Origin of the sequence: Psychrobacter glaciei (genome assembly GCF_014652895.1) — a bacterium.
GTDB classification, from domain to species: Bacteria; Pseudomonadota; Gammaproteobacteria; order Pseudomonadales; family Moraxellaceae; genus Psychrobacter; species Psychrobacter glaciei.
In genome coordinates this window covers 123,138-145,668 of the sequence record NZ_BMZR01000001.1, presented here as the reverse complement: position 1 = coordinate 145,668, position 22,531 = coordinate 123,138, and the positions used below count along the sequence as shown (strand labels likewise).

18 protein-coding genes and 1 tRNA gene are annotated in these 22,531 nt (G+C 42.4%); 9 read left to right on the top strand and 10 right to left on the bottom strand.

Annotated features, from left to right (window positions below):
* Positions 1-17: 17 nt before the first annotated feature.
* The 3 genes from IE130_RS00610 to IE130_RS00600 form a co-directional block, all read right to left on the bottom strand.
* Complete coding sequence (locus tag IE130_RS00610) at positions 18-725, bottom strand: DUF2057 family protein (protein WP_189580170.1); 708 nt, start codon at positions 723-725, stop codon at positions 18-20.
* A gap of 71 nt (positions 726-796) precedes the next feature.
* Positions 797-1,600, bottom strand: coding sequence for a DnaA regulatory inactivator Hda (gene hda / locus IE130_RS00605; protein WP_189580167.1), 804 nt, complete (start codon positions 1,598-1,600; stop codon positions 797-799).
* A gap of 325 nt (positions 1,601-1,925) precedes the next feature.
* Complete coding sequence (locus tag IE130_RS00600) at positions 1,926-3,029, bottom strand: AI-2E family transporter (protein ID WP_010196390.1); 1,104 nt, start codon at positions 3,027-3,029, stop codon at positions 1,926-1,928.
* 350 nt (positions 3,030-3,379) lie between these two features.
* On the opposite strand from IE130_RS00600, the gene purM reads away from it, so the two are divergent.
* Positions 3,380-4,429 carry a phosphoribosylformylglycinamidine cyclo-ligase gene (gene purM / locus IE130_RS00595; protein ID WP_189580164.1) on the top strand — a complete coding sequence of 350 codons (1,050 nt, stop codon included), beginning with the start codon at positions 3,380-3,382 and terminating at the stop codon, positions 4,427-4,429.
* Positions 4,429-5,121, top strand: a complete 693-nt coding sequence (purN, locus tag IE130_RS00590) for a phosphoribosylglycinamide formyltransferase (protein ID WP_189580161.1) — start codon at positions 4,429-4,431, stop codon at positions 5,119-5,121. Before purM ends, purN begins: the two co-directional genes overlap by 1 nt.
* A 153-nt stretch (positions 5,122-5,274) precedes the next feature.
* On the opposite strand, the gene IE130_RS00585 is transcribed toward purN, so the two are convergent.
* Positions 5,275-6,648 (bottom strand): NAD-dependent succinate-semialdehyde dehydrogenase, encoded by a 1,374-nt coding sequence (locus IE130_RS00585; protein ID WP_189580158.1) that lies wholly within the window; start codon positions 6,646-6,648, stop codon positions 5,275-5,277.
* Between the two features lie 391 nt (positions 6,649-7,039).
* Positions 7,040-8,029 carry a LysR family transcriptional regulator gene (locus IE130_RS00580; RefSeq protein WP_010196381.1) on the bottom strand — a complete coding sequence of 330 codons (990 nt, stop codon included), beginning with the start codon at positions 8,027-8,029 and terminating at the stop codon, positions 7,040-7,042.
* A 783-nt stretch (positions 8,030-8,812) separates the two neighbouring features.
* Here IE130_RS00580 and IE130_RS00575 point away from each other — a divergent pair.
* Positions 8,813-10,399: an isocitrate lyase gene (locus tag IE130_RS00575; protein ID WP_189580155.1), complete on the top strand. Its 1,587-nt coding sequence runs from the start codon at positions 8,813-8,815 to the stop codon at positions 10,397-10,399.
* A 171-nt stretch (positions 10,400-10,570) separates the two neighbouring features.
* Here the strand turns inward: IE130_RS00575 and IE130_RS00570 are convergent, their stop codons facing one another.
* Positions 10,571-11,791 carry a DUF4349 domain-containing protein gene (locus tag IE130_RS00570; protein WP_189580152.1) on the bottom strand — a complete coding sequence of 407 codons (1,221 nt, stop codon included), beginning with the start codon at positions 11,789-11,791 and terminating at the stop codon, positions 10,571-10,573.
* 239 nt (positions 11,792-12,030) lie between these two features.
* Here IE130_RS00570 and IE130_RS00565 point away from each other — a divergent pair, with 239 nt between their 5' ends.
* A complete protein-coding gene (locus IE130_RS00565; RefSeq protein WP_189580149.1) occupies positions 12,031-13,611 on the top strand; it encodes a CYTH and CHAD domain-containing protein in 1,581 nt (526 codons plus the stop codon).
* A gap of 148 nt (positions 13,612-13,759) precedes the next feature.
* Here the strand turns inward: IE130_RS00565 and IE130_RS00560 are convergent, their stop codons facing one another.
* On the bottom strand, positions 13,760-14,275 hold the full coding sequence (locus IE130_RS00560) for a L,D-transpeptidase (protein WP_189580146.1): 516 nt from the start codon (positions 14,273-14,275) through the stop codon (positions 13,760-13,762).
* 140 nt (positions 14,276-14,415) lie between these two features.
* Between IE130_RS00560 and IE130_RS00555 the strand changes: the two genes are divergently transcribed.
* Positions 14,416-15,624, top strand: a complete 1,209-nt coding sequence (locus IE130_RS00555; RefSeq protein WP_189580143.1) for a hypothetical protein — start codon at positions 14,416-14,418, stop codon at positions 15,622-15,624.
* Positions 15,625-15,734: 110 nt separating this feature from the next.
* Here the strand turns inward: IE130_RS00555 and IE130_RS00550 are convergent, their stop codons facing one another.
* A complete protein-coding gene (locus IE130_RS00550) occupies positions 15,735-16,973 on the bottom strand; it encodes an argininosuccinate synthase (protein WP_010196371.1) in 1,239 nt (412 codons plus the stop codon).
* Between the two features lie 352 nt (positions 16,974-17,325).
* Here IE130_RS00550 and pyrC point away from each other — a divergent pair, with 352 nt between their 5' ends.
* From pyrC to IE130_RS00530, 4 genes are all read left to right on the top strand, one after another.
* Positions 17,326-18,396 carry a dihydroorotase gene (pyrC, locus tag IE130_RS00545; RefSeq protein ID WP_227676092.1) on the top strand — a complete coding sequence of 357 codons (1,071 nt, stop codon included), beginning with the start codon at positions 17,326-17,328 and terminating at the stop codon, positions 18,394-18,396.
* 287 nt (positions 18,397-18,683) lie between these two features.
* Entirely contained in the window at positions 18,684-19,343 is a 660-nt protein-coding gene (gene rnt / locus IE130_RS00540; protein ID WP_189582421.1) for a ribonuclease T, read from the top strand.
* A 306-nt stretch (positions 19,344-19,649) separates the two neighbouring features.
* On the top strand, positions 19,650-19,847 hold the full coding sequence (locus tag IE130_RS00535; protein ID WP_141629673.1) for a hypothetical protein: 198 nt from the start codon (positions 19,650-19,652) through the stop codon (positions 19,845-19,847).
* 54 nt (positions 19,848-19,901) lie between these two features.
* Positions 19,902-19,977 (top strand) — tRNA-Glu (locus IE130_RS00530).
* Between the two features lie 529 nt (positions 19,978-20,506).
* On the opposite strand, the gene IE130_RS00525 is transcribed toward IE130_RS00530, so the two are convergent.
* Both IE130_RS00525 and IE130_RS00520 read right to left on the bottom strand, forming a co-directional pair.
* Complete coding sequence (locus tag IE130_RS00525) at positions 20,507-21,130, bottom strand: BLUF domain-containing protein (protein ID WP_189580140.1); 624 nt, start codon at positions 21,128-21,130, stop codon at positions 20,507-20,509.
* A 541-nt stretch (positions 21,131-21,671) separates the two neighbouring features.
* Positions 21,672-22,430: an IspD/TarI family cytidylyltransferase gene (locus IE130_RS00520; RefSeq protein ID WP_189580137.1), complete on the bottom strand. Its 759-nt coding sequence runs from the start codon at positions 22,428-22,430 to the stop codon at positions 21,672-21,674.
* Between the last annotated feature and the right edge of the window lie 101 nt (positions 22,431-22,531).

Sequence of the window (22,531 nt, the reverse complement as noted above, 5' to 3'; positions counted from 1 at the left end):
CTTTATAGAGTATTGATTTACTGTTGAATCCACTGACGCATTTTTTCGCGCTCTGCAGGGGTTGCTTGTAGCCAAACCTGCATAAATGCATCTAACGTGTTGGTAGAGGTATTCACACTCGTAGCCTGTCTAACAGGAGCCGTTGGCGCTATGCTGACGTTGCTTTGGGCAGTAACTGATGGCTGACCAATAGCCGCAATCGCACGCTGGTTTTGTAATTCTGCATCAGTGCTACCACCAAATACACCGCCTATCGCTTTGCCCAATCCAGCAAATAAACCACCGTCGTTGTTTGCAATGCTTTTTTGACTAGCGACAATAGTATTGTTCTGCTGCACTGCGAGGGTTGGTTGATCCGCATACTCTTTGGCTGCTTCATATTTTTCTGGTTGATTGGGCATGGTCAAGCGGTATGTCTGATTGTCTGCCAACTCTGCTGTCACGCTAATATTTCCTGAACGCAGATAATCATGTTCGTCGCGAGGTAACTGATACAGTCGGTCATATTTCGCGGTGATAGCGTGCTGACCAGGCTGCAAAGTGAATTTTTTGGTCAATGGCTGAAAGGCACTCTGTTGAACTTCTTGACCATTAATGGCGGTCACCTTGATATAGTCATCGACGAGCAAAGTAACAGCAGCATGTGAGAGCATAGACACCGATCCTGCACTAATTAGTAAGGTGCTGATGGTCAGTTTTTTTAGTAAAGAAGCATTGGTTTTCATAAGTGGTTCCATTGATAATAAAGGCATTGATAACAGCGGTATTTTGAATAAAATGAATTACATTTTGAATATTAAAAATCGAGTGGCATCGTATGTTGGTCTTGACTGGCGGCATCATTGTCCACTTGCGTTTCTTGGGCAATATCTGCAAGCTCCGCCGCTAGCGTTTGCTCATCAATCGTACGCAAAGCATCACTGATTACCGCCTTAGAGATATTACTACGCCCTAGGTTTGAGAACATCGGCTGGATGTAATTGAGCACCTCCATCATGGCACCGATACGATGCGGCCCTTCGATAAGTAGATAATCGATAATACGCTCATCAAACTGCCAACCGCGACGACGCAAGATAGACTGTAACAAGGCTTGACGGTCAGCGAGATCGTGACCATTCGGTACTTTAAAGGTAGGCGCTTGTGCCAAACGAGTGAGCAGATCTGTCAGCTGAAACGGTAAGTCAGTGGCAGATTTATTAGCGGCAAATAATAGCTGGCGCTGACCTTCACGGCTGCGATTAATGAGATGGAATAAGGCTTCTTGCCATTGACTGCTCTGCTCCAGCACTTCCAAATCATCGATTGCGATAAGGTCGAAGTTCTCTAAAGATGAGAGCACGTGGACATCGGCATGAATCAATTCGTTGAGTGACAAACAAATCGCAGATTTGTCCATCTCAATGAAAGACTCACAAATAGCGGATAGTAAATGGGATTTGCCAGTAGCGGGGCTGCCAAACAGGTACAACTGACCAATCAGGCCGACATGTAGCTGCCGCACTGCATCAATAATCGACATCCAACCGGGACCGGCAAAGTCACTGAGACTCGCATCATGCTTAATGTCCAGATTGAGACTTAGCTGGGCTTCTGCCATGAATCATCAACTCGGTTTGCGTAGCGCAATAGGTAGAAAAGGAAAAAGGTTCGGTAACTTTTAAACAGGTTTAATCAAAAACGCTTAAACAGATTTGAAGTTTCAATCAAGCTTAGTCCAACCTGACAATTATCAAAACTGACGATGCTTATCAAAACCATCATAGTAACGGCTATTACCGCTACTACTGCGCCTATATATAACATATTTGCAAAATGACTGACAAGTCTTTTACTTACTAAGCTTTGTCAGTCATCATCCATCAAGCCCAAATTTCATGCTTATTATCTAATAAATTTATCAACTTTCAATGACAAGATGTTCATTATTTTTTAAATAACACCAACTGTTTCCGACCTTTATAAAAGTCCGTGGAGAGATAATAACTGTACAGATGGCGGAATAATACGTTAATGACCGCGGATACTGGTAGCGCGATAAGCATACCAACGAAACCCAGTAGGCTCGCGCCAGCTAGTACCGCAAATATAACCCATAATGGTGACAATCCAATCTTATCACCTAATAATAAAGGCTGTAGGATGTAGCCCTCTGCGGCTTGTCCTACTAAAAATGCGCCAACGATCAATGACAGATATGTCCAATTTAAGCCGAACTGGAACAAACAAGCGATAATTGCCGCGATAAAACCAATACCAAAGCCCAGATAAGGTACGAAGCTGGCGATACCAGCCACCATCCCGATAATAAGACCTAGCTCCAGCCCAATAAGTTGTAGCTGTACGGCATAAATGGCACCCAATAAGACCATCACCAACAACTGACCTTTGATAAACGCCATCAATGCCCGATCGCACTCTTGGGCAATACCAATGACTTTTTTGCAGTATGGTGCTGGAATCGCCATCTTCCACATCTGCAGGCGTTTGTCCCAATTGAACAAGAAATAAAAGGTCAAGATTGGCACTAAAACAATCAATCCTGCATTATTGATAAAACTCATACTCGAAGCAAGCACTTGACTCATCATCGAGCTGGCATCAGAGAACTTATAGTGCGTTTGCAGGTATTCAACCAACGTTTCAGAAACGCCCTTCGCTTCTAGTAGGGGTAAGCGAATATTGGTATTGGCGATCAACCACTGACGTACTACCTCATTGTACCAGCTCAACACTTTAGGCAAATATTCCCAAGCCGCTTGTAGCTGATGCCACAATGTTGGTATCAACCACCAAAGCAGCAGTACCATCCCCAAGGTAATGGTAGAATAGACAATAATAATGGCTATCCAGCGTTTGATGTATTTCGAGAGACGCTTGACCAGCGGATTGAATAAGTAAGCGAGCACAAAAGCAAAAACGAACGGCAGAATGACTGGTAGCATTAAATACAGCAAAACGAAGGTGATGATAAGCGCGACGACGATAAATAAACGCCGAAAAAAAGGGTCAATCGATTGGTTGATCATTAAGGGCTATCCTACAAGTAAGCTGATATCGATAACTTAGCGTTAAAAAGGCAATTTTATTGCTACCAAATAACTGTCTGGTTATCTTTACGTCTATAAATTCTAAGTGCTTTGATTCTAAGTACTTTATTATCGCAGAGTAGATAAAAAAAGCAGTCATTTTTTGTTTCTTAGCGTTTAATTTACCGCTTATCTTTAATCTTAGCCGAATATTGGCAAGTTGCTTTGCGAGTGAGGTCTATTATTAGGTATAATGCGCCCACTATCTTCAAACCTTATAACCTTGATTTTTGCATAATCAATTACTTTACCTTTTAATTCTAATTATATTCCCCAACTGTGAGATGACTATGAGTGACAAGCCTTCGTTAAGCTACAAAGATGCCGGCGTTGATATCGATGCAGGTGATGCATTGGTGCAGCGAATCAAGTCCGTAGCAAAAGCCACGACTCGTCCTGAAGTCGTGGGTGGGTTGGGTGGTTTTGGCGCGTTGTGCCGTATTCCAACAGGTTACACCTCACCTTTATTAGTCTCTGGTACTGACGGTGTCGGTACTAAGCTCAAGCTTGCCTTACAGCTGAATCGTCATGAGACGATCGGCATCGACTTGGTAGCGATGTGTGTCAACGATTTATTGGTGTGCGGTGCTGAGCCTTTATTCTTTTTAGATTACTATGCAACTGGTAAACTCGATGTCGATGTCGCTGCTACTGTCGTCAGCGGCATTGGTGATGGTTGTAAGCTGGCTAATTGTGCACTTATCGGTGGCGAAACGGCTGAAATGCCAGGCATGTATCAAGACGATGATTACGATCTTGCTGGATTTTGTGTGGGCGTGGTCGAAGAAGCGGAAGTCATCACTGGCGAAAATGTCGCAGAAGGCGATGTTTTAATCGCTCTTGCCTCAAGCGGCGCGCATTCTAATGGCTACTCATTAGTACGTAAAGTCATCGAAGTTAGTGGTATTGATGTCACTAGCAGCAATGAGCAGTTAGATGGTCAATCTATTCAAGACGCGCTGATGGCACCGACACGCATCTATGTCAAAGCCATTAAAGCCCTACAAGATACCCTTGGCAGCTCAGCCCTCCATGCTATGTCGCATATTACTGGTGGCGGTTTAACCGATAACTTACCGCGTGTATTGCCTGAAACGCTAGCCGCTAGCATCGATACCAATAGCTGGCAGTTTTCAGAGCTGTTCACTTGGTTGCAAACCCAAGGTAATATCGAGCAAAGTGAGATGTACCGCACCTTTAACTGTGGCGTTGGTTTTGTGATTGTTGTGCCTAAAGAGCACGCTGACAAGGCAATTGAAACATTAAATGATGCTGGTGAGAATGCTTGGAAATTGGGTGAGATGATCAATCGTGAAGCCGACGCGGTGGTATACCGTTAATGTCCCTTGATCAATCAAGCCAACCCATCAAGCCGTTACGTATTGCCGTGCTAGTATCAGGTAGTGGTAGCAATCTACAAGTCCTAATAGATGCGATGCAAGCAGGCGCGCTACCGATTGAAATAGTAGGTATCATCAGCAACCGTGAAGATGCCTACGCTATCAAGCGTGCTGAGCAAGCCAACATACCTGTCGCCGTGTTATCGCACACTGATAGCGGTAAGCGCATGGCTATCAAAACCTTTGAGAGCCATGCTAGTGCCCAATTAACGGCGTGGCAACCTGACTTAATTGTTTTGGCTGGATTTATGCGGGTGCTGAGCGGCTCATTTATCGATAATGCGCCAGCACCGATGATCAATCTTCATCCTTCTCTGCTTCCTGTTTATAAAGGACTAGATACTCATCAACGAGTGTTGCAAGCGGGTGAACGTCATCATGGCTGTAGTATCCATGTCGTCACCGCTGAGCTTGATGCAGGTCAAGTGTTAACCCAAGCGGTATTGAACGTCAATATCAACGACACAGTAGAAAGCTTACAGTCACGGGTACAGAAGCTTGAACACCAGCTACTGCCGTGGACGATTCTACTGTTAGCGAAAAATGCGTTATCGCTAACAGTGGACAACATCTCGTCAAAGGCTACAACTTACTTGCCAGCTTTGCCTTTACAACTATTTATAGACGTATAAAAAACTCAGTTTTCTGAGTCATTTTTTTATAACGCAATTTATATAACACAATAAAAAGCCCAGTCACTCATAACGAGTCACTGGGCTTTTTTTATTTAACGACCATTTATATTTTAAAAATATAAATAATCATAAGCATGTTGGTATGTATTCTTAAAATACATGAACACCTTTGATGTTGACAAACTCTTTCACACCAAAGCCACCGTGCTCACGACCATAACCTGAGTTTTTCACGCCGCCAAAAGGCAGTGCAGGATTGGCAAGACCGTAACCATTGATGTAAATCATACCTGTGTCGAATTGCTCACGTGCTAAACGAATGGCTTTCTCTTCATCTTTAGAGAAAATAGCGCCACCTAAACCGTAGCGACTGTCGTTGGCAATACGCATAGCATCTTCTTCGTCTTTGGCACGAATGAGTGACGCGACAGGACCAAACAATTCGTCGTCATATGCAGGCTGACCTTTTTGCACATTTTCTAGAATAGTTGCTGGGTAGAAACTGCCTTTACCTTCAGGAACTGTACCACCAACAGCGATGGTTGCACCTTTAGCCACACTTTTCTCTACTTGATCGTGGAGCTGCTCTCGTAGATCTATACGTGCTAGAGGACCGATGTCTGAACTGTCATCCATTGGGTCACCAGCTTTTGTGCCTTCAAATTTTTCGACGATGCGCTTACGGAATTCATCATACACACTATCGACGACGATGAAGCGTTTGGCAGCCACACAAGTTTCGCCGTTGTTGATCAAGCGAGCTTGAGCACAAGTTTCTACTGCCACTTCTATATCAGCATCTTCTAATACGATAAATGCATCATTTGAGCCAAGCTCTAACACGGCTTTTTTGATCGCTTTAGCAGCTTGTTGTCCAACGATAGCGCCTGCTGAGTCACTACCAGTCAATGTCACACCGCGTACTTTATCGTGTCCAATCAACGCTTCTGATTGATCATGATCAATAATAATAGTGCGGAACAAATCGCTTGGCAAGTCAGATTCGTGAAGTATTTTCTCTATCAGTAAGCCTGAACCCGTCACGTTAGACGCATGCTTTAGCAGAATACTGTTACCTGCCATCAAATTGGCAATGGTATAGCGAAATACCTGATATGCTGGGAAATTCCAAGGCTGCATACCGTAGATAATACCGATAGGCTGATACGATACGATACCTTTTTTCATGCCTTCGATATCACGTACATCGTCCGCTAAAGAAGCAACACCATTTTCAGCCGTATAATCACAGATTGCTTTACACAGATCCAACTCTTGTAAACTCTGGCTATAAAGCTTGCCACGCTCTTCAGTCATTAGCTTAGATAGCTCTTCTTTATATTCCATCAGCTTATCACCGATAGATTTGATGGCACGACCACGTTCTTCGTGACTCACCTTGCGCCATTCTAAAAACGCATTGTGTGAGGCATCAACAATTTTGTTGACCTCATCTGTACTCATGTAATCGTAATTTTTGATCTCTTCGCCCGTGGTTGGGTTGATAGTAGTAATGTCTGACATAATTGCTGCCCTTGTTATTTGGTTTTATATATTTGAATTTTATATATTTAGTATAGTCGTGACTTTCAGTATAGTCGTGACTTGTAATTATTTAGTTGTCACGCTGATAGAACGACATGTCGGTAAGTCGTCTTCCATCTGCAGCTATAATAACAAGGTAATCGGCGAAGAGTTTTACAATATATTGTGAAGTGTGTTGAAGATGTTAATAGTGTGACTATCTTATTAATAAATAATTAAATATTGAATAATCATTTTTAGAAAAGCTAAACAAAAAAACCAGCCTAATTGTAAGGCTGGTTCATGGTCTGTACTAAATACGAGCTCGTTAACGGTATTTTAAGCAGTTCAATAACTGACTATATCGATTGCATAATTGCTTAAAAACCAATTAAAACAAATGATTAATAATAGGAATGTCTTGCGGTGGATTTTCTTCTTCGTCAACGATTTGACGTGCTACATGCATGATAAGCTGACGCAACCATCTATGTGCTGGATGATGCTGTAGTAAAGGTGACCACGCCATAGTCAGCTCAAATTCAGGGATAAAAAATGGTGGTTCTTCCATCTTTATACTGTCGTTGTTGGCCTGCATTTTTGCCACACGGGTGGGCAATGTCGCGATCAAATCTTTATTGGCTGCCAGCATAGCCGGCATTTGGTAATGACGGGTAAAAACACTGATTTGGCGTTTTTGTCCTAAACGTTGCAATGCTTGATCGATAGAACCTAACCCGCCAGATTTTTCTGGGTTGACCCCAAACCCTACGCCCATCCCTGTTTTGGACACCCAAACGTGCTGCGCTTTTAGATAATTTTTGAGATTGAAGCGGTTGGCATAAGGGCTGTCAGAAGACAACAAACAGCTAAAAGTATCACGCCAGACCAACACTTGATGAAAGCTTTGCGGTATTTCATTAAAGCGGTTGATGGCCAAATCCACGCGCCCCTGCTCCATATCGCGATAAGAGACATCAGATGGTGTCAAGAAATCCAAGATGACATTGGGTGCTTCAGACCGTAATGCTTTTACCAGTTTGGGTACTAAGGTCGCCTCTGCATAGTCTGAGGTCATGATACGAAAGACACGTGAGGTACTATAAGGGCGAAATTCGGTACGTGGCTCTAGAACTTGGGTCAAGTCAGCCAATATCTCGCGAATACGAGGCTGTAGCTCAAGCGCGCGCTCAGTTGGTGTCATGCCTTCTGATGAACGTACCAGTAATGGATCGTTAAATAGTTTACGTAAACGCCGTAAAATATTGCTCATAGCAGGTTGAGTAATGCCAAGCTGCTCGGCAGCACGTGTTACGTTTTTTTCTCGTAACAATACATCTAAATGTACCAATAAATTTAAATCAACCCGCTGCAAATTCATATATATTTCTCTTTGCCTTAGAATAAATACCATTATAAATATTGGTATTTTTAATGCTGTCATAGAGACTTATTCTCTAGAACCGCACAATATCGTTGTTTTTTTGATTAAGATTTTCTAGTATTTGCCAATTATAACGCAAACCAGCAATCATAAGTCATTGTTTTTTATATATTATAACTAAATAAAATACCCAAGATAACTATCATAAATTAGATAAATCTTGGTAAGGCAGTTATAGTAAGTGACACAGACAAGTCATCATGTAAGCAAGGAACTGTCGGTTGAGATACTGATTATAAGCCTTACTGACCATCACTATATTTTAATGGTCTATATCGATAGCAAAACATCATGAATTGACCATCAATACTATTAAATTAACTTTTAGACGATTATATTTTTTGGACGATAGCATCATTGATTATTGTAACACCTCTCATCGCCAATTATGAAATCACAACTCTATAATTGTTTTGGCAGTCTATAAAACATACTGAGTGAGCGCAAAGTTATCGCCCTGTACCAGACAATTTGTCAACTGCTGAGTTCAGCAAATTCCTTGTGTTTATAGATAGGTTTGTTTAGGGTAAGTGGAGCTACGTTTGATAGACATTTATTTTTGGCGAATATAACCATCCATCCTTTTTAGTGATGTACATTCTTATTAGATGTCGATAACGTCAATAAAATCTTATTCTATTTCTTTTAATAACAGACAGTCGTAATCATTTTTTATCACTTAATTTTTATCGTTTTTACACCCCACCAAGGAGACTATATATGTCAACTGTTTATAAGTCAGCGATCGATCTAGTACGTGAATTAAAGCAAAAACACGGTAACTGGCAAAATATCAGCGAAACTGATGCTGCACGTATGATGGCACAAAACCGTTTCAAAACCGGTTTAGATATTGCAAAGTATACTGCAAAAATCATGCGCCAAGACATGGAAGACTATGACAACGATACGTCTCAGTACACTCAGTCTCTAGGTGCTTGGCATGGTTTTGTTGCACAACAAACGATGTATGCTAAGAAAAAATACTTTGGTACTACTGCTAAAACTTACATCTATCTATCAGGTTGGATGGTAGCAGCACTACGCTCTGAGTTTGGTCCTCTACCTGACCAATCTATGCACGAAAAAACGTCAGTACCTAAGCTAATCGCAGAGATCTATACGTTCTTACGTCAAGCTGATGCTAAAGTATTGAATGACTATTTCCGTGAGCTAAACGCTGCTGAAGAAGCGGGTCAAGACACCTCAGCCATTCTAGAAAAAATCGAAAACTTTGATTCGCATGTTGTGCCAATCATTGCTGATATCGATGCTGGTTTCGGTAACGAAGAAGCGACTTACTTGCTAACTAAGCAAATGATTGAAGCGGGTGCTTGTGCTATTCAGGTTGAAAACCAAGTATCTGATGCTAAGCAATGTGGTCATCAGGCTGGTAAAGTAACTGTACCGCATGAAGACTTCATCTCAAAAATCAATGCTATTCGTTATGCATTCTTAGAGCTTGGTGTTGAAGACGGTGTTATCGTTGCTCGTACTGACTCTGAAGGCGCGTCACTTACGCAAAAAATCCCAGTATCAAATGAGCCAGGCGATCTTGCTTCTAAATATATCGATTTTATCGAAATGGAAGAAGTAACGCTAGAAGATGCTCTAGAAAACGATAGCTTGCTTAAGCACAACGGCAAACTAGTACGCCCTGTTCGCTTGCAAAACGGCTTGTATCAATTCCGTGAAGACACTAACATCGATCGCGTTGTACTTGATTGCGTAACTGCTCTAGAAAACGGTGCTGATCTACTATGGATCGAAACGCCTACGCCAAACGTTGAACACATCAAAATGATGGTTGATCGTATTAAAGAAGAGCAACCAAAAGCGAAGCTGGTTTATAACAACAGCCCATCGTTCAACTGGACGCTAAACTTCCGTAAGCAAGTTATCGCTGAATGGGAAGAAGCTGGTAAAGACGTTTCAGCATACAACAAGAATGACTTGATGAGCGCTGATTATGACGGTACTGAATTGGATGCAGCGGCTGATGAAGCGGCTAAAAACTTCCAAAAAGACGCGTCACGTGAAGCTGGTGTATTCCATCACTTAATCACCCTACCGACTTACCACACGACTGCTCTTAGCGTTCATGAACTTGCTAAAGGCTACTTCGGTGAAGAAGGTATGCTTGCTTATGCTGCTGGCGTACAACGTAAAGAAATCCGTGAAGGCATCTCTTGTGTCAAGCACCAAGCAATGGCAGGTTCTGACCTTGGCGATGATCACAAAGAAATCTTCTCAGGCGATAATGCTCTGAAAGCTGGCGGCGGCAAGAACACAATGAACCAGTTCTAATCACCGACACTTTGTAAGTAGTTTTTATCAGTAAAAGTTATAAAAAAAGCCGCCCTACATCGTGTAGGGCGGCTTTTTTATGGGCAGACGTTACCCACTATAAAGAATACAATCAAAAACTCAGTTGAATAACAAGCATCTCAAAAACTGACTCTCGATAGAAAACGCGCTTTACTCTTTAGAATGACGGTCATCAGTATGGCTATTGCCCTTAGCTTTCATCTCAGACCTACGTTTTGCGTTGAGCTTGGCGTGGTTCATACGCCTAGTACTTCTACGAAATGTGCGATACAGTATTTTTATAAGTCTATAAACCATATAAAACACCCCTACTAATACGACAAGCCACCATAGTCTAATCAAAGTGATGGCGACTTCTCTCAACATCTCCCAACCCTCTTTGAATGCCTGACCCACTTGTGCGCTAAAGCTTGGACGTTCAGCTTCTATCAGTAGATCTATATTTTGCGTCGTTTCTTTATAACTAATATCCGGTTGCGTAAAGGTTAAGTTAATCGTACTGTATTTCACTCTATCCGCAATATTCATTTGCTCTAACTGTGCATATTCCTGCTGTTGCCTCGCAGCATAGGTGGCGGTGATCGTATCGACATTACTGGTTTGATCTTTATCATTTTTGCTATCAAGCCGTTCTCGACTAAGATCCTTTGCCATATCGCTATTGAGCTTACTTGCCAGTTGCTCACGATATATATCCAAAGTGACGTCTTGAGCTGAGAACTCTTGCTCATTCAAAAAAGCCACTTGCTGCTGTACTTGTTTTAGAAACTTGTTCACGTTTTGTCTAGGGATACGTACGGTCATCTCAGCTTGTCGATAATAGGTTGTCAAAACAACGTTCTTATCCCCTTGCACAAAACCACGACTATCACGCTCCCGATTGCTAATATGACTTGATGCAACGTAACCCTTTTGCTGATAGGTTAAACCTTCAATAGCGCTACTACTCTCTACCACATCCTCTACTTTAAAGTCAGCTGCCGCGTTGATAAGTAAGGTCTTACCTGCTATTTTTATATCAGCCGCTTGGCTGTTAAGGGTTTGCTCACTATCATTAGATAGGTTTTGTACTTGTAACTTAGGTGAGTCTTCATTATTAGTATCTGATATATCAGCACCCTGATCCGCTATCTCTTCAATCGCTTGTTCCGTAGCCACATATTCGGTCTCAGCGCTACTTTGTTCTGATTCATATTCCTCATTTTGTTGACTGCAGCCACTAGCGATAATAGCAGTCAAGGCTATAACGCTACATACTTTAACCCAAGTCGCCGTTTGGAAGATGGAGTCACTGTAATCCGATGCTGACTTGTTTGATTTAAGGGCTTGTCTTACAGAAAAAGCCCCTGTCTTTTTTAGACTCGTTTTCATCGCTGCAACTCCATTTTATCTTACTTTTGTTTAATTCCTTGCCTTGATTATAATGATTATTTGCCAAAAGTATATTGCTAAGCATAAAACGCATGCAAACTGTCAAAATTTCACTTGTCATTGTGAGGCAGCTTTCATACGATGTTAGTCAGTTGACTATGATTCTCGAACTATAATTATCGAACCACTGATACCTGACTATGATTATCGAAATTTGATTACCTGACTAGGAAAATACGATGCAAGAAATAGAGCTGAAGTTTTTGGTGCCAGAATCGCGGTTAAAAGGTTTGATGCGTCAAACGCACGTTAAATCGTCACAAGTACTGCAACTGGCGGCACACTATTACGATACGCCTGACCAGCAGCTTGCACAAGCAAGTATAGGCCTGCGCATTCGCAAAGAAGGTGATACATGGGTACAGACTATCAAAGCGGGTGGTGATGGGATTGCGGCGCGCTTAGAGCATAATGCCGTGCTCGATAATGAGCAAGTACAAACGATGCTCGATAATAATGAGCTGACGCCTGATTTGACAATATATGAAGACACTCCAATCGCTGAGGCATTGGCTGATTTTAAACTCAAAAAACTGACCAAGCAGCTTACTCGGCAGTATGTCACTGACGTCGAGCGCACTACGCGGTTGCTAACAGAAAGTAATGAGGATGAAACCGATAATTGTATCGAAATGGCTTATGATCAGGGAGAAATTATTCATGGTACTGATGAAACTCGGCGCAAAGCCATTCGAGAGATAGAGTTTGAATTGGTGTCAGGAGATTTAGATTTTCTATTTACGACTGCCAAAACATGGTGCAAGCGCTATAAGCTGTGTCTATCTACCGTCACCAAAGCCGAAAATGGCGGCTTACTTATTAATGAGCAGAGCCACAGTCCTGCAGTCAACGCAAGCCTAAGTCAATTGCAAATAGACAAAGACAGCAGTGCACCTGCTTTTATACGTGCGGTAGTACACAATTGCTTATTGCAGATACTACCAAATAGTAGTGCTATCGTCGCTGGCAGCATAGATGATAATCATACTTTACAATTACGGATTGGTATTGATCGCTTGCGTACTGCGTTGAAAGCATTTGTCGACTTCTCTGATGAAATTAATCCTGAATGGCTGCCGATACTAAAGCAAACTGCGAACTTGCTTAGCGACTACTATCAACTTGCTTATATCAACGCACAGATCGAACCTGAGCTACAAGCATGTGGCGCGCCTGCCGTCGACTGGACAGCAGATATAGAAAATATCAAAATCACACCTATCAATACGCTGCAAGCCAATGACTTTCAGATAACTTTGCTAGAGCTGATTGCCTTTACCATGAGCGACCCAAGCATTGAACCTCAGACTGATCAGCTTGGCCGCGATAAGCTAACGAAAGTCCTCTCTAAACAACATAAAAAGTGCCTTAAAACCAATAAAAAAACTGACGAAGTAAGTGTTACCGAGCTTATGAGCGATGATGTAGACGAAGACATCGCTGATAATGACCAACCTGAAAGCGAGTTGCTCAATCAGTTAAGAGATTTGCGTTACATCAGTGAATTCTCCGTACCTTTACTAAGTAAGAAAAAAGCTAAGAAGAAAACCAAACGTTGGCTAAAACGGCTGATAAAAGCGCAAAAAGCGTTAGAACAACTGAACGATGATAATCAATATCAGCAGTTCTACAATCTAAAATCAACAACAGATGCTAATGCTTTATATGGCGCGGGTTGGTTTGCAGCCATACTGACTGATGACCAAAGTCATATTGACGCACGTTTAGCAAAATTTGCGGACAGCTCAACGTTTTGGTAGTAGTAATATTATTTTTAAGACGGACACTACTCTCATAAAATAAGAACGTTCCATAAAAAATACAGCTTGTTGTATAACAGGCTGTATTTTTTTATCGTATTTAAATAGTGTCTATCAGCGCCATGGCTAAATTTGTACGCAACAGGACCTAATCAACAACGATCGTAACGGGCATGCCCTCTTCGACTTGTTCAAACAGCTCGATAATGTCTTGATTGCGCATACGGACGCAGCCGTGTGAGTAAGGTGCGCTCATCGGTTCGCTGTCTGGCGTGCCATGGATATAGATATAGCGCTGATAAGTATCACAGCTGCCTTGGCTATTGCTACCTTTGTTTAACCCTTCTTCGAGACCGCTCAACCAAAGAATACGGCTTAATATCCAGTCACGCTTGGGATGTAGCTCACCAAGATTTGCATCGTATATCTCGCCTGTCGGTACACGCCCGACAAATACAGCATTCATAGGCTCACTCCCACCTATTTTTTCTGCCACCACGTGCTTCCCTAGCGGCGTACAGCCACTATCTTGTTGACTACCCATGCCATTCTTTGCAGTGGAGACCACATATTGTACAACTACAGTTTGCTGCTGATACATCGTTAATGTTTGCTCAGCGATATTAATAACTAGTTGTTTATCAAGCGTCTTATTATTGGTCATAAATGCTTCCGACTATCAGTCATTCATCAGATTACTATCAAGGTTATTAGCAAAATGATTGAAAATTTCTATTATCAAGGGATTGTATCAAGACATTTGGCACCGTAATATAGGGGCACACTTTTTGATGCTAGCAGATTATGACGACTATTTCACCGACACGTGTGTCGATGTATGATTTTTTATATCATGATACCCAGCCGATGCTGTCACTTTTGGCCGATGCTGCACAGCTCTCTCTACCGCAAGCTCGCTTAGGGATGGATGCCAGTCTACAAGCCATCGTAAGTGCCCTGCTCGCCTATCAGCAGCGTTATCAGGGACAATCAGTCAGCAAAAAGCTATTTAGTCGTAGTGCTGTTAAAGAGTTACGACAGTATAACTCGATGAACTTTGCGACTATTAATGCAACGTTGTATCATCGGCATGATGCTGCGGACGCCATATTCAATGATAGTGCACGAGTGATTAAAGCAAGCGATCGTATTGCAGCAAAAATTGACGCAACGACGCAACAAGCACAAATTTTACTCACCGCTTTGTGTGTGATTGTACTCCGTGAGCTGGCTATCTTGGCAGAATACAGTCAACTCGATAATGATGAAATTAATAAATGGTTCGCCTTACAACCACAGTTTTTATCCGCAACACGTTTTGCAGCAATTGAGACAAACACTTTAGCAGCCCAAAATGTACAAGATAACATAGAACCACATCTATTAAGCATGGAACAGCTGCCAAGCGCCCCGCCAGCTTTTGATACTTACTGGTACGAGCTGACGGCATTCAAACCTGAAAATCATGATCCTGTGCAAGACATGCAACTGGCAACTGGCAACTACCTAAAAGCCATCGGGCGCTCACCTGATAATTTGCAGCAAGGCCGCCATAATGACATGTTGGTGTTTGTAGAAATGCAGGCAATTGCGTTACCCCACCAGCGCTGGTTGTTACAGCTGGCTAAAATCTCGGATATCTATCTCAGCCGAAACCGTCTGCGCGTAAACTCTGAACCTGCCAATCCCCCGAAACCACCATTGGTTAGCTTGGGGCTAATCGGTGGCAATAACGACAACACACCAGCAACGATCAGTGAAAAACCGATTGAGTATGAGACCTCAACACCGCTTTGGAAAAATCCCGTTATTCTCATTATTCTTGTCGTCATCGGTATTCTTGGTGCGCTCGCCACTCTCAAATATCAAAGCCAAAAATCTGATGGTGCTATCCTTGCAACAGAAGAGGTCATAGAGCAAGACCTCCTCGAAGAACGTCAGCAGCAAGATGTGGCCATCGTAAAAGTAGACGATGATGAGCCTGTCATTGCAGACACTGCAAAAACTGAGTAGACAAAAATAACCATAAAAAATCAGCCGTAAAAAAAGAGACCCTATCAACATAGAGTCTCTTTTTTGTTGTGCGGTCTAAGTTCCTAATTGGCTATAAGTAGCCAAAAAACTTACTTAGATAAATCACGACCACGGCTGGCTTCGATCGCCAAACGTAATCCGTTCAAACGAATGAAACCTTCGGCATCTTTTTGATCATACGCACCAGCATCATCTTCAAAAGTAGCAATTTTTTCATCAAATAGTGAATCGTCTGATTTACGACCGACGACACTCACAGCACCTTTATATAGTTTCACGCGAACGGTACCGTTGACATACTCTTGTGATTTGTCAATCAACGCCTGTAGCATCATACGCTCAGGGCTGAACCAGTAGCCGTTATAAATGATTTTTGCATAGCGCGGCATCAGCTCATCCTTTAGATGCGCAGCTTCACGGTCTAGCGTTAGCGACTCAATACCGCGATGTGCTTTTAGCATAATGTTACCTGCTGGCGTCTCATAGCAGCCACGTGACTTCATGCCTACATAACGGTTCTCTACGATATCCAAACGTCCGATACCATGACTGCCACCGATTTCGTTGAGCTTAATCATCACTTCATAAGGTTTGAGCCGCTCGCCATCGATAGCAACGATGTCGCCTTTTTCATATTCTAGCTCTAAATACTGGGCTTCGTCAGGGGCTTGCTCTGGGCTGACTGACCAACGCCACATATCATCTTCTGCTTCGGCATAGGGATCTTCTAAGATACCGCCCTCATAAGAAATATGCAGTAAGTTGGCATCCATAGAATAAGGTGATTTTTTCTTATTACCTGCATAGTCGATGGCAATGTCATGCTCTTTGGCATATTCCATCAAGCTCTCACGGCTTGATAAATCCCACTCACGCCAAGGGGCAATGGTTACAACGTCTGGAGACAAGGCAACTGCACCAAGCTCAAAACGTACTTGGTCATTACCTTTACCAGTAGCACCATGGCTGATCGCATCGGCGTTGTGCTCTTTGGCAATCTCAACCAAACGCTTGGCAATTAATGGACGCGCGATAGAGGTACCTAGCAGATACTCGCCTTCATAGATGGCGTTGGCACGGAACATTGGGAATACATAATCACGGGCAAACTCTTCGCGCAAGTCTTCAATATGAATGTGCTTGATGCCCATGGCTTTAGCTTTGGCTCGTGCTGGCTCAACTTCTTCGCCTTGACCGATATCAGCAGTGAAGGTAATCACTTCGGCATCATAGGTTACTTGTAGCCATTTTGCGATGATTGAGGTATCAAGACCACCTGAATAGGCCAGTACGATTTTATTAATATTTTTTGGATCAAGCTGAGCCATGAATAACTCCTATTATGAGAATTGACTGTGTGAACTATGCTAAGGGTAAAAGACGCTAAGGATCAATCAAAAGATACATTGCTTGCTCAGTGTACATCATATTTACTATCGGCAAAAGTGTAACTGCCACAAGGTGCTAGCTTTTGGTATTCATTTGCTTATCGTCTCACGCCATTATGTGCATAAAATACTCATTCATCTTGGCAAATGCACAATGACTCATAAATGATATACAGATATGTTGTCGCATATTTAGTCGCATATTTAGTCGCGCAGGCAAATCTGTTATTATAGCCACACAGCATCATTTCTTTTTATTCCCATAAATGACGATATAGAGCGCGATGACACTATGACTGATTCAATGACCGAATTGACCATCCTTCAGCCAGATGACTGGCACATTCACCTTCGTGATGACAGCGCCTTAGCCACTACCGTACCGCATGCAGCCAGTAGTTTTAACCGTGTTATTTGTATGCCAAACCTAGTACCACCTGTCAAAAATGTCGACGATGCGCGTGCCTATCGTGCGCGGATCATGGAGCATCTACAAGCTAGCGATTTGGCTGCGGAGCGCCAAGCAGCATTTGATCCGCGCATGACGTTATACTTAACAGATCGGACGACGGTGCAAGATATCGAAATGGCAGCACAGTCAGGTATCGTCCAAGCAGTCAAGCTCTACCCTGCTGGCGCCACCACCAACTCTGCAGATGGTGTCACTGATATCAATGCCTGTGTGGATGTCTTTGAAGCATTAGAAAGGCACAACCTGCCACTACTGTTGCATGGCGAAGTGACACAAAATCATGTGGATATTTTTGACCGCGAAAAACGCTTCTTAGATGAGGTGTTGGCACAAATTATCATCAAATTCCCGACGTTAAAAATTGTGATGGAGCACATTACTACCAGTGATGCGGCTGACTTTGTCTTGGCGCAAGGCAATCATATTGCGGCTACTATCACCCCGCAGCATTTAATGTTTAATCGCAACCATCTGTTGGTTGGTGGCATCAAACCACACTTTTATTGCTTGCCTATCTTAAAGCGCGAGAGTCATCAAAAGGTCTTATTAGATGTCGCCACCAGCGGCAATCCAAAGTTCTTCTTGGGCACCGACTCTGCCCCACATGCAACGGATAAAAAAGAAGCGGCTTGCGGCTGCGCTGGCTGCTATAGTGCGGCAACTGCTTTGCCTTTGTATGCCACCGCTTTTGATAGTGTTGGCAAAATAGACAAGTTAGAAGGGTTTGCGAGTCGCTTTGGTGCTCAATTCTATGGCTTGCCAGTCAATGAAAGCACGATTACCCTAATCAAAACGCCTATGCAAGTACCCGCAGGCTACCCTTATTTTGATGGCTCATCATTGACCCCGCTGATGGCGGGCGAGACGCTGCCTTGGTCTATCAAAGCATAGCACTTATAAAAAACAGTACTTATAAAACATAGCACTTATAAAGCAACCTCTGTATTTTATCCTATGATATCAATAATGCCTTTGTACTGAAGGAGCGGTTGATTTCATGGGATACTCATTTCTAATTCAATATAACAATACGACTGATAAAAGCGATTTAACCTGATATGACCACTAAAAACGATGCCGCCTTACCGAACGACAACCCATCAAGCAATGTAGATACTAGCCTCAATGTCGCGTCAACTACTCACATCAAAGACACCGTAGCAGACGAGCAAGCACCCATGGGCTTGAAAGACCGTTTTCGCAAGTTTCTGCCTGTCGTCGTCGATGTGGAGACAGCAGGTTTTAATGCACAAACGGATGCTTTGCTAGAAATGGCCTGCATTCCTGTATTACTCAATGAGCAGGGTGTGTTTTATCCTGGTGAGGCATTCAATGCTCATATCGAGCCCTTTGAAGGCGCGAATCTTGAGCCAAGTGCGCTTGCCTTTACTGGCATTGATCCCAACAATCCGATGCGTAAAGCCATTGCCGAAGATGAAAAAACCGCACTACGCCGAATTTTTAAAGGTTTAAAAGAAGTCCGCCGTGCTGAAGACTGCCGTCAATGTGTCTTGATTGGACACAATGCGCATTTTGATTTAGGGTTTTTAAATGCAGCCGTGCTACGTACCAACAGTAAAAGCCACAACCCATTCCATAATTTTTCAGTCTTTGACACGGTGACTCTATCAGCGCTTGCCTTCGGTCAGACAGTGCTGGCACGCGCTTGTAAAGCAGCAGGGCTTGAGTTTGACGGCAAAAATGCCCACTCCGCACTATATGACACCCAAAAAACAGCCGAGCTATTCTGTCATATACTTAACCATTATCCTATGCTGGCCAATGCGATGCATAATGAGGACACTAAAGAAGAATCGGGCGATAGCGATAATACATAAGTCACATATCCTATGTTGCCAACCATACGTAATAGTGCTATTTATAATACTTGATGACTTTGACATCTTGGACATCTTGATTTGACAATCAATAGGGATATGATTGATACCACTTTCAGTAAGTTGACAAACCTTTCTGACTTTATGTATTACTGTTAAAGGGACTTAATAGCTTACTTACTTGCCACTATTTCACTCCCAAACGACGCTGTTATATCCTATAGATGGTTTAAGTTGCTCACACTGCCTTGATAGCTGCTATTAGTAGCACTGCTGCTGTTAAGGCGTAATAGGAGGGACTTTATTATGGATCCACAACTTAAGTTATGGGGCACCATCATCGGCTATATGCTGCTCGCCTTAACCATTAGTGCTTGCACATCTCTATGGATTCGCCATCATTTAAAGAGTAATGACTTACATCCACGCCGTGCGCTCAAAAAAAGATACTTAATATTAAAAAGACGAAGAAAAAGGCTTGACAGCAAGCGCAGACGCCATTAGAATACGCACCACTTCGGCATAAATGGTGAAAGCAGCTGAGGTGTTGTGTTACTAGTCCCCATCGTCTAGAGGCCTAGGACACCGCCCTTTCACGGCGGTAACGGGGGTTCGAATCCCCCTGGGGACGCCACTATTTGGCGTCACTTATCAGCACTGTTACCGAAAGGCATCAGATAAGACTGATAAATGTACCATCAAAAAGTCCAATCACAATATATCGTGATTGGACTTTTTTTATGTCTGTTCATTTTCCCGGTTTATTTTCCCGATTTACTTTCTTAGTATCGAAACTAACTGCTACTGTAGCTTTCAAATATGGACAAGCATGGATTTATAGTCAGTTCACTATAAAAAAACACGACAAATAAAAAATCCGCCTACCAATTCTCTCCTTTATCTGTTTTTTCACTCCTGCTCTTATATCAAAGTTATAGTCGATATTAAATAAAATGGATAAACGACATTATGATGCGTGACTGGTACAAATTTTTCTTGCTTGCTGTACGTACGCAGACAGAGGCGACAAAAAACTTATATCGGTCACGTTGTCTCTTTTTATATTGACCTGACTATAGTTATCAAAAGCTATCAAAATTCATAACAAAAAAAGCCAGCAATCTTTGCTAGCTTTTCGGTATAAGCGGTCTACTTTTTATGACCTAAAAAATCTTATCCGATATCATGAACCACAGTAGCGCTAATATAATCAGCGAGCCCAATACGGTCTGAATCAAGAAAAAGGCTTGGTGCTGTCCGACAACTTTACTTAAGGTTAAACCTAAAGTGCTATATTGTATCGGCTGACTGTCAGTTTCGCCTGTGCTGACATGCTTTTCATAATAACCTTGCAAGATATCTAAAAACTCCGTCCATTCGTCAGTGCTCCACGCATAAGGCTTAAACGGCATAAACTTCTTAAGCTTAGGCTCTTTAATCATCCAGCGCTCAAGGGTAATCGAGCGCAGTGACCAACCAGCGAAACGACGATCTTCCAGTGCTGAAAAATCTAAAATGGTTAAGTCTTTATGTCGATCATCCATTATCAAGCGATTTTTGAGATTGGTTAACGCTTGCTCACTACCTTCCACACACTGTAAAAAGTAACCATTGCCGTAGCAAAGAATACCCGTAATATTATCAGCTTTGTTATGCTTGCTGGCGACTTCTGCGATATCGTTCAGTGTACTGGCGTTTGATAGACCAGTCGACGTGATGCGGCTCAAATACACAAGTTGGCAGAGATCTGTCGTTACTGGATTTGTCGAATCATTGACTACTGACAATCAGCTTCTCCCTATTTTCAGGTAAATGTAGCTAAGACAACCATACTAACTTTAGAAAAAACATAGAGACAAGACCTTCGAAAACATCGAATTGGCTTGGTATATTATTGATTTTATAAATATTTATATTAATTGTATTAAGTTGGTTACATCATAGGCTAGTTTAGTCATCAAATCAATATATGTTTATATTACATCATTAAGTAGTAATACTAAATAATATAATATATTCATTCATAATGAGAATGTAGGGTATGATTTTTTAATATTGGTAGCATAAGTAGACAATATGACGGGAAGTTAATGATAAAAAAACGTGATCAGTTAATGATAGCACCCTCATTTAGATTGTAAGATTGGTACAGAATGCTACTTATGACAATATCACTTACCGCGTTATGCAAACTCATCGATATGCCAGCATAATGATTTGGACTAATAACAAGTAGTGAAGGTAAGCCAATAAAAAGAAGGTAGTTTTTTGATATTTATCAAAATAACTAGGCTGTCAGATAGCGATCTTTCAAATTGAGAATATGCCCTAAGACTGAGCTTTAAGAATCGCTGCGAGCAAGATAGCGTCATCAGGATAGGTGAGCTTGATGTTTTGGCGACTGCCAGTCACTAGACGAATCGGCAGCGCTAAGTATTCAAATGCACTGGCTTCATCGGTGATATCGAGTTTGTGTTCAGCCACATGCTTCAATACTTGTCTTAGCTGTCCTAAACGAAATACTTGCGGCGTTTGGGCTTGCCAGATATTACTCCGATCAATCGTTTGTTTAACATAAGCGCTAGACGTGTCTTTGTTTACGTTTAAAGAATCACGCATAAGCTCAGAGTGAGCGCTGGATTGTTTGCAGGATTGCTTTAGAGTGTCAGCAACAGGGGTCGCTAAGATAGCGCCATAAGGCTCAAGCATTGCCGCTTCAATGACTTGTTCAATATCATGAGTGGGAACTGCTGGACGCGCAGCATCATGAATGAGCACCAAGTCTGAGTCATCCACACCTGTATTAACGATCGCTTCTACCCCCGCCTGTACAGACTGCCAGCGCTCAGCGCCGCCAATAGCATAATGAATTGGAAGCGCAAAATTGAGCGTCTCTGCTTTGCTGTCATCTGCTGCGACGACCAATAAACATTTATCAATATAAGCACTACATCCAAGCCTTGCCACACTGTGCTGTAGCAAGGTCTGCCCTTGCAGCATAGTATATTGCTTGGCGATAGAGGCACCAAAACGATTACCGCGACCAGCAGCGACGATCATGGCATGTATATTAGGTGTGGTATTCATAAGGTGGTGTTCATAAAGTAGTAATCAGGGTTTGCTTGCATGATGATATGGCTGGGAAGGCATGAGTATTAAGAGGAGGAGTAATAGCGGTTTCGAGAAAA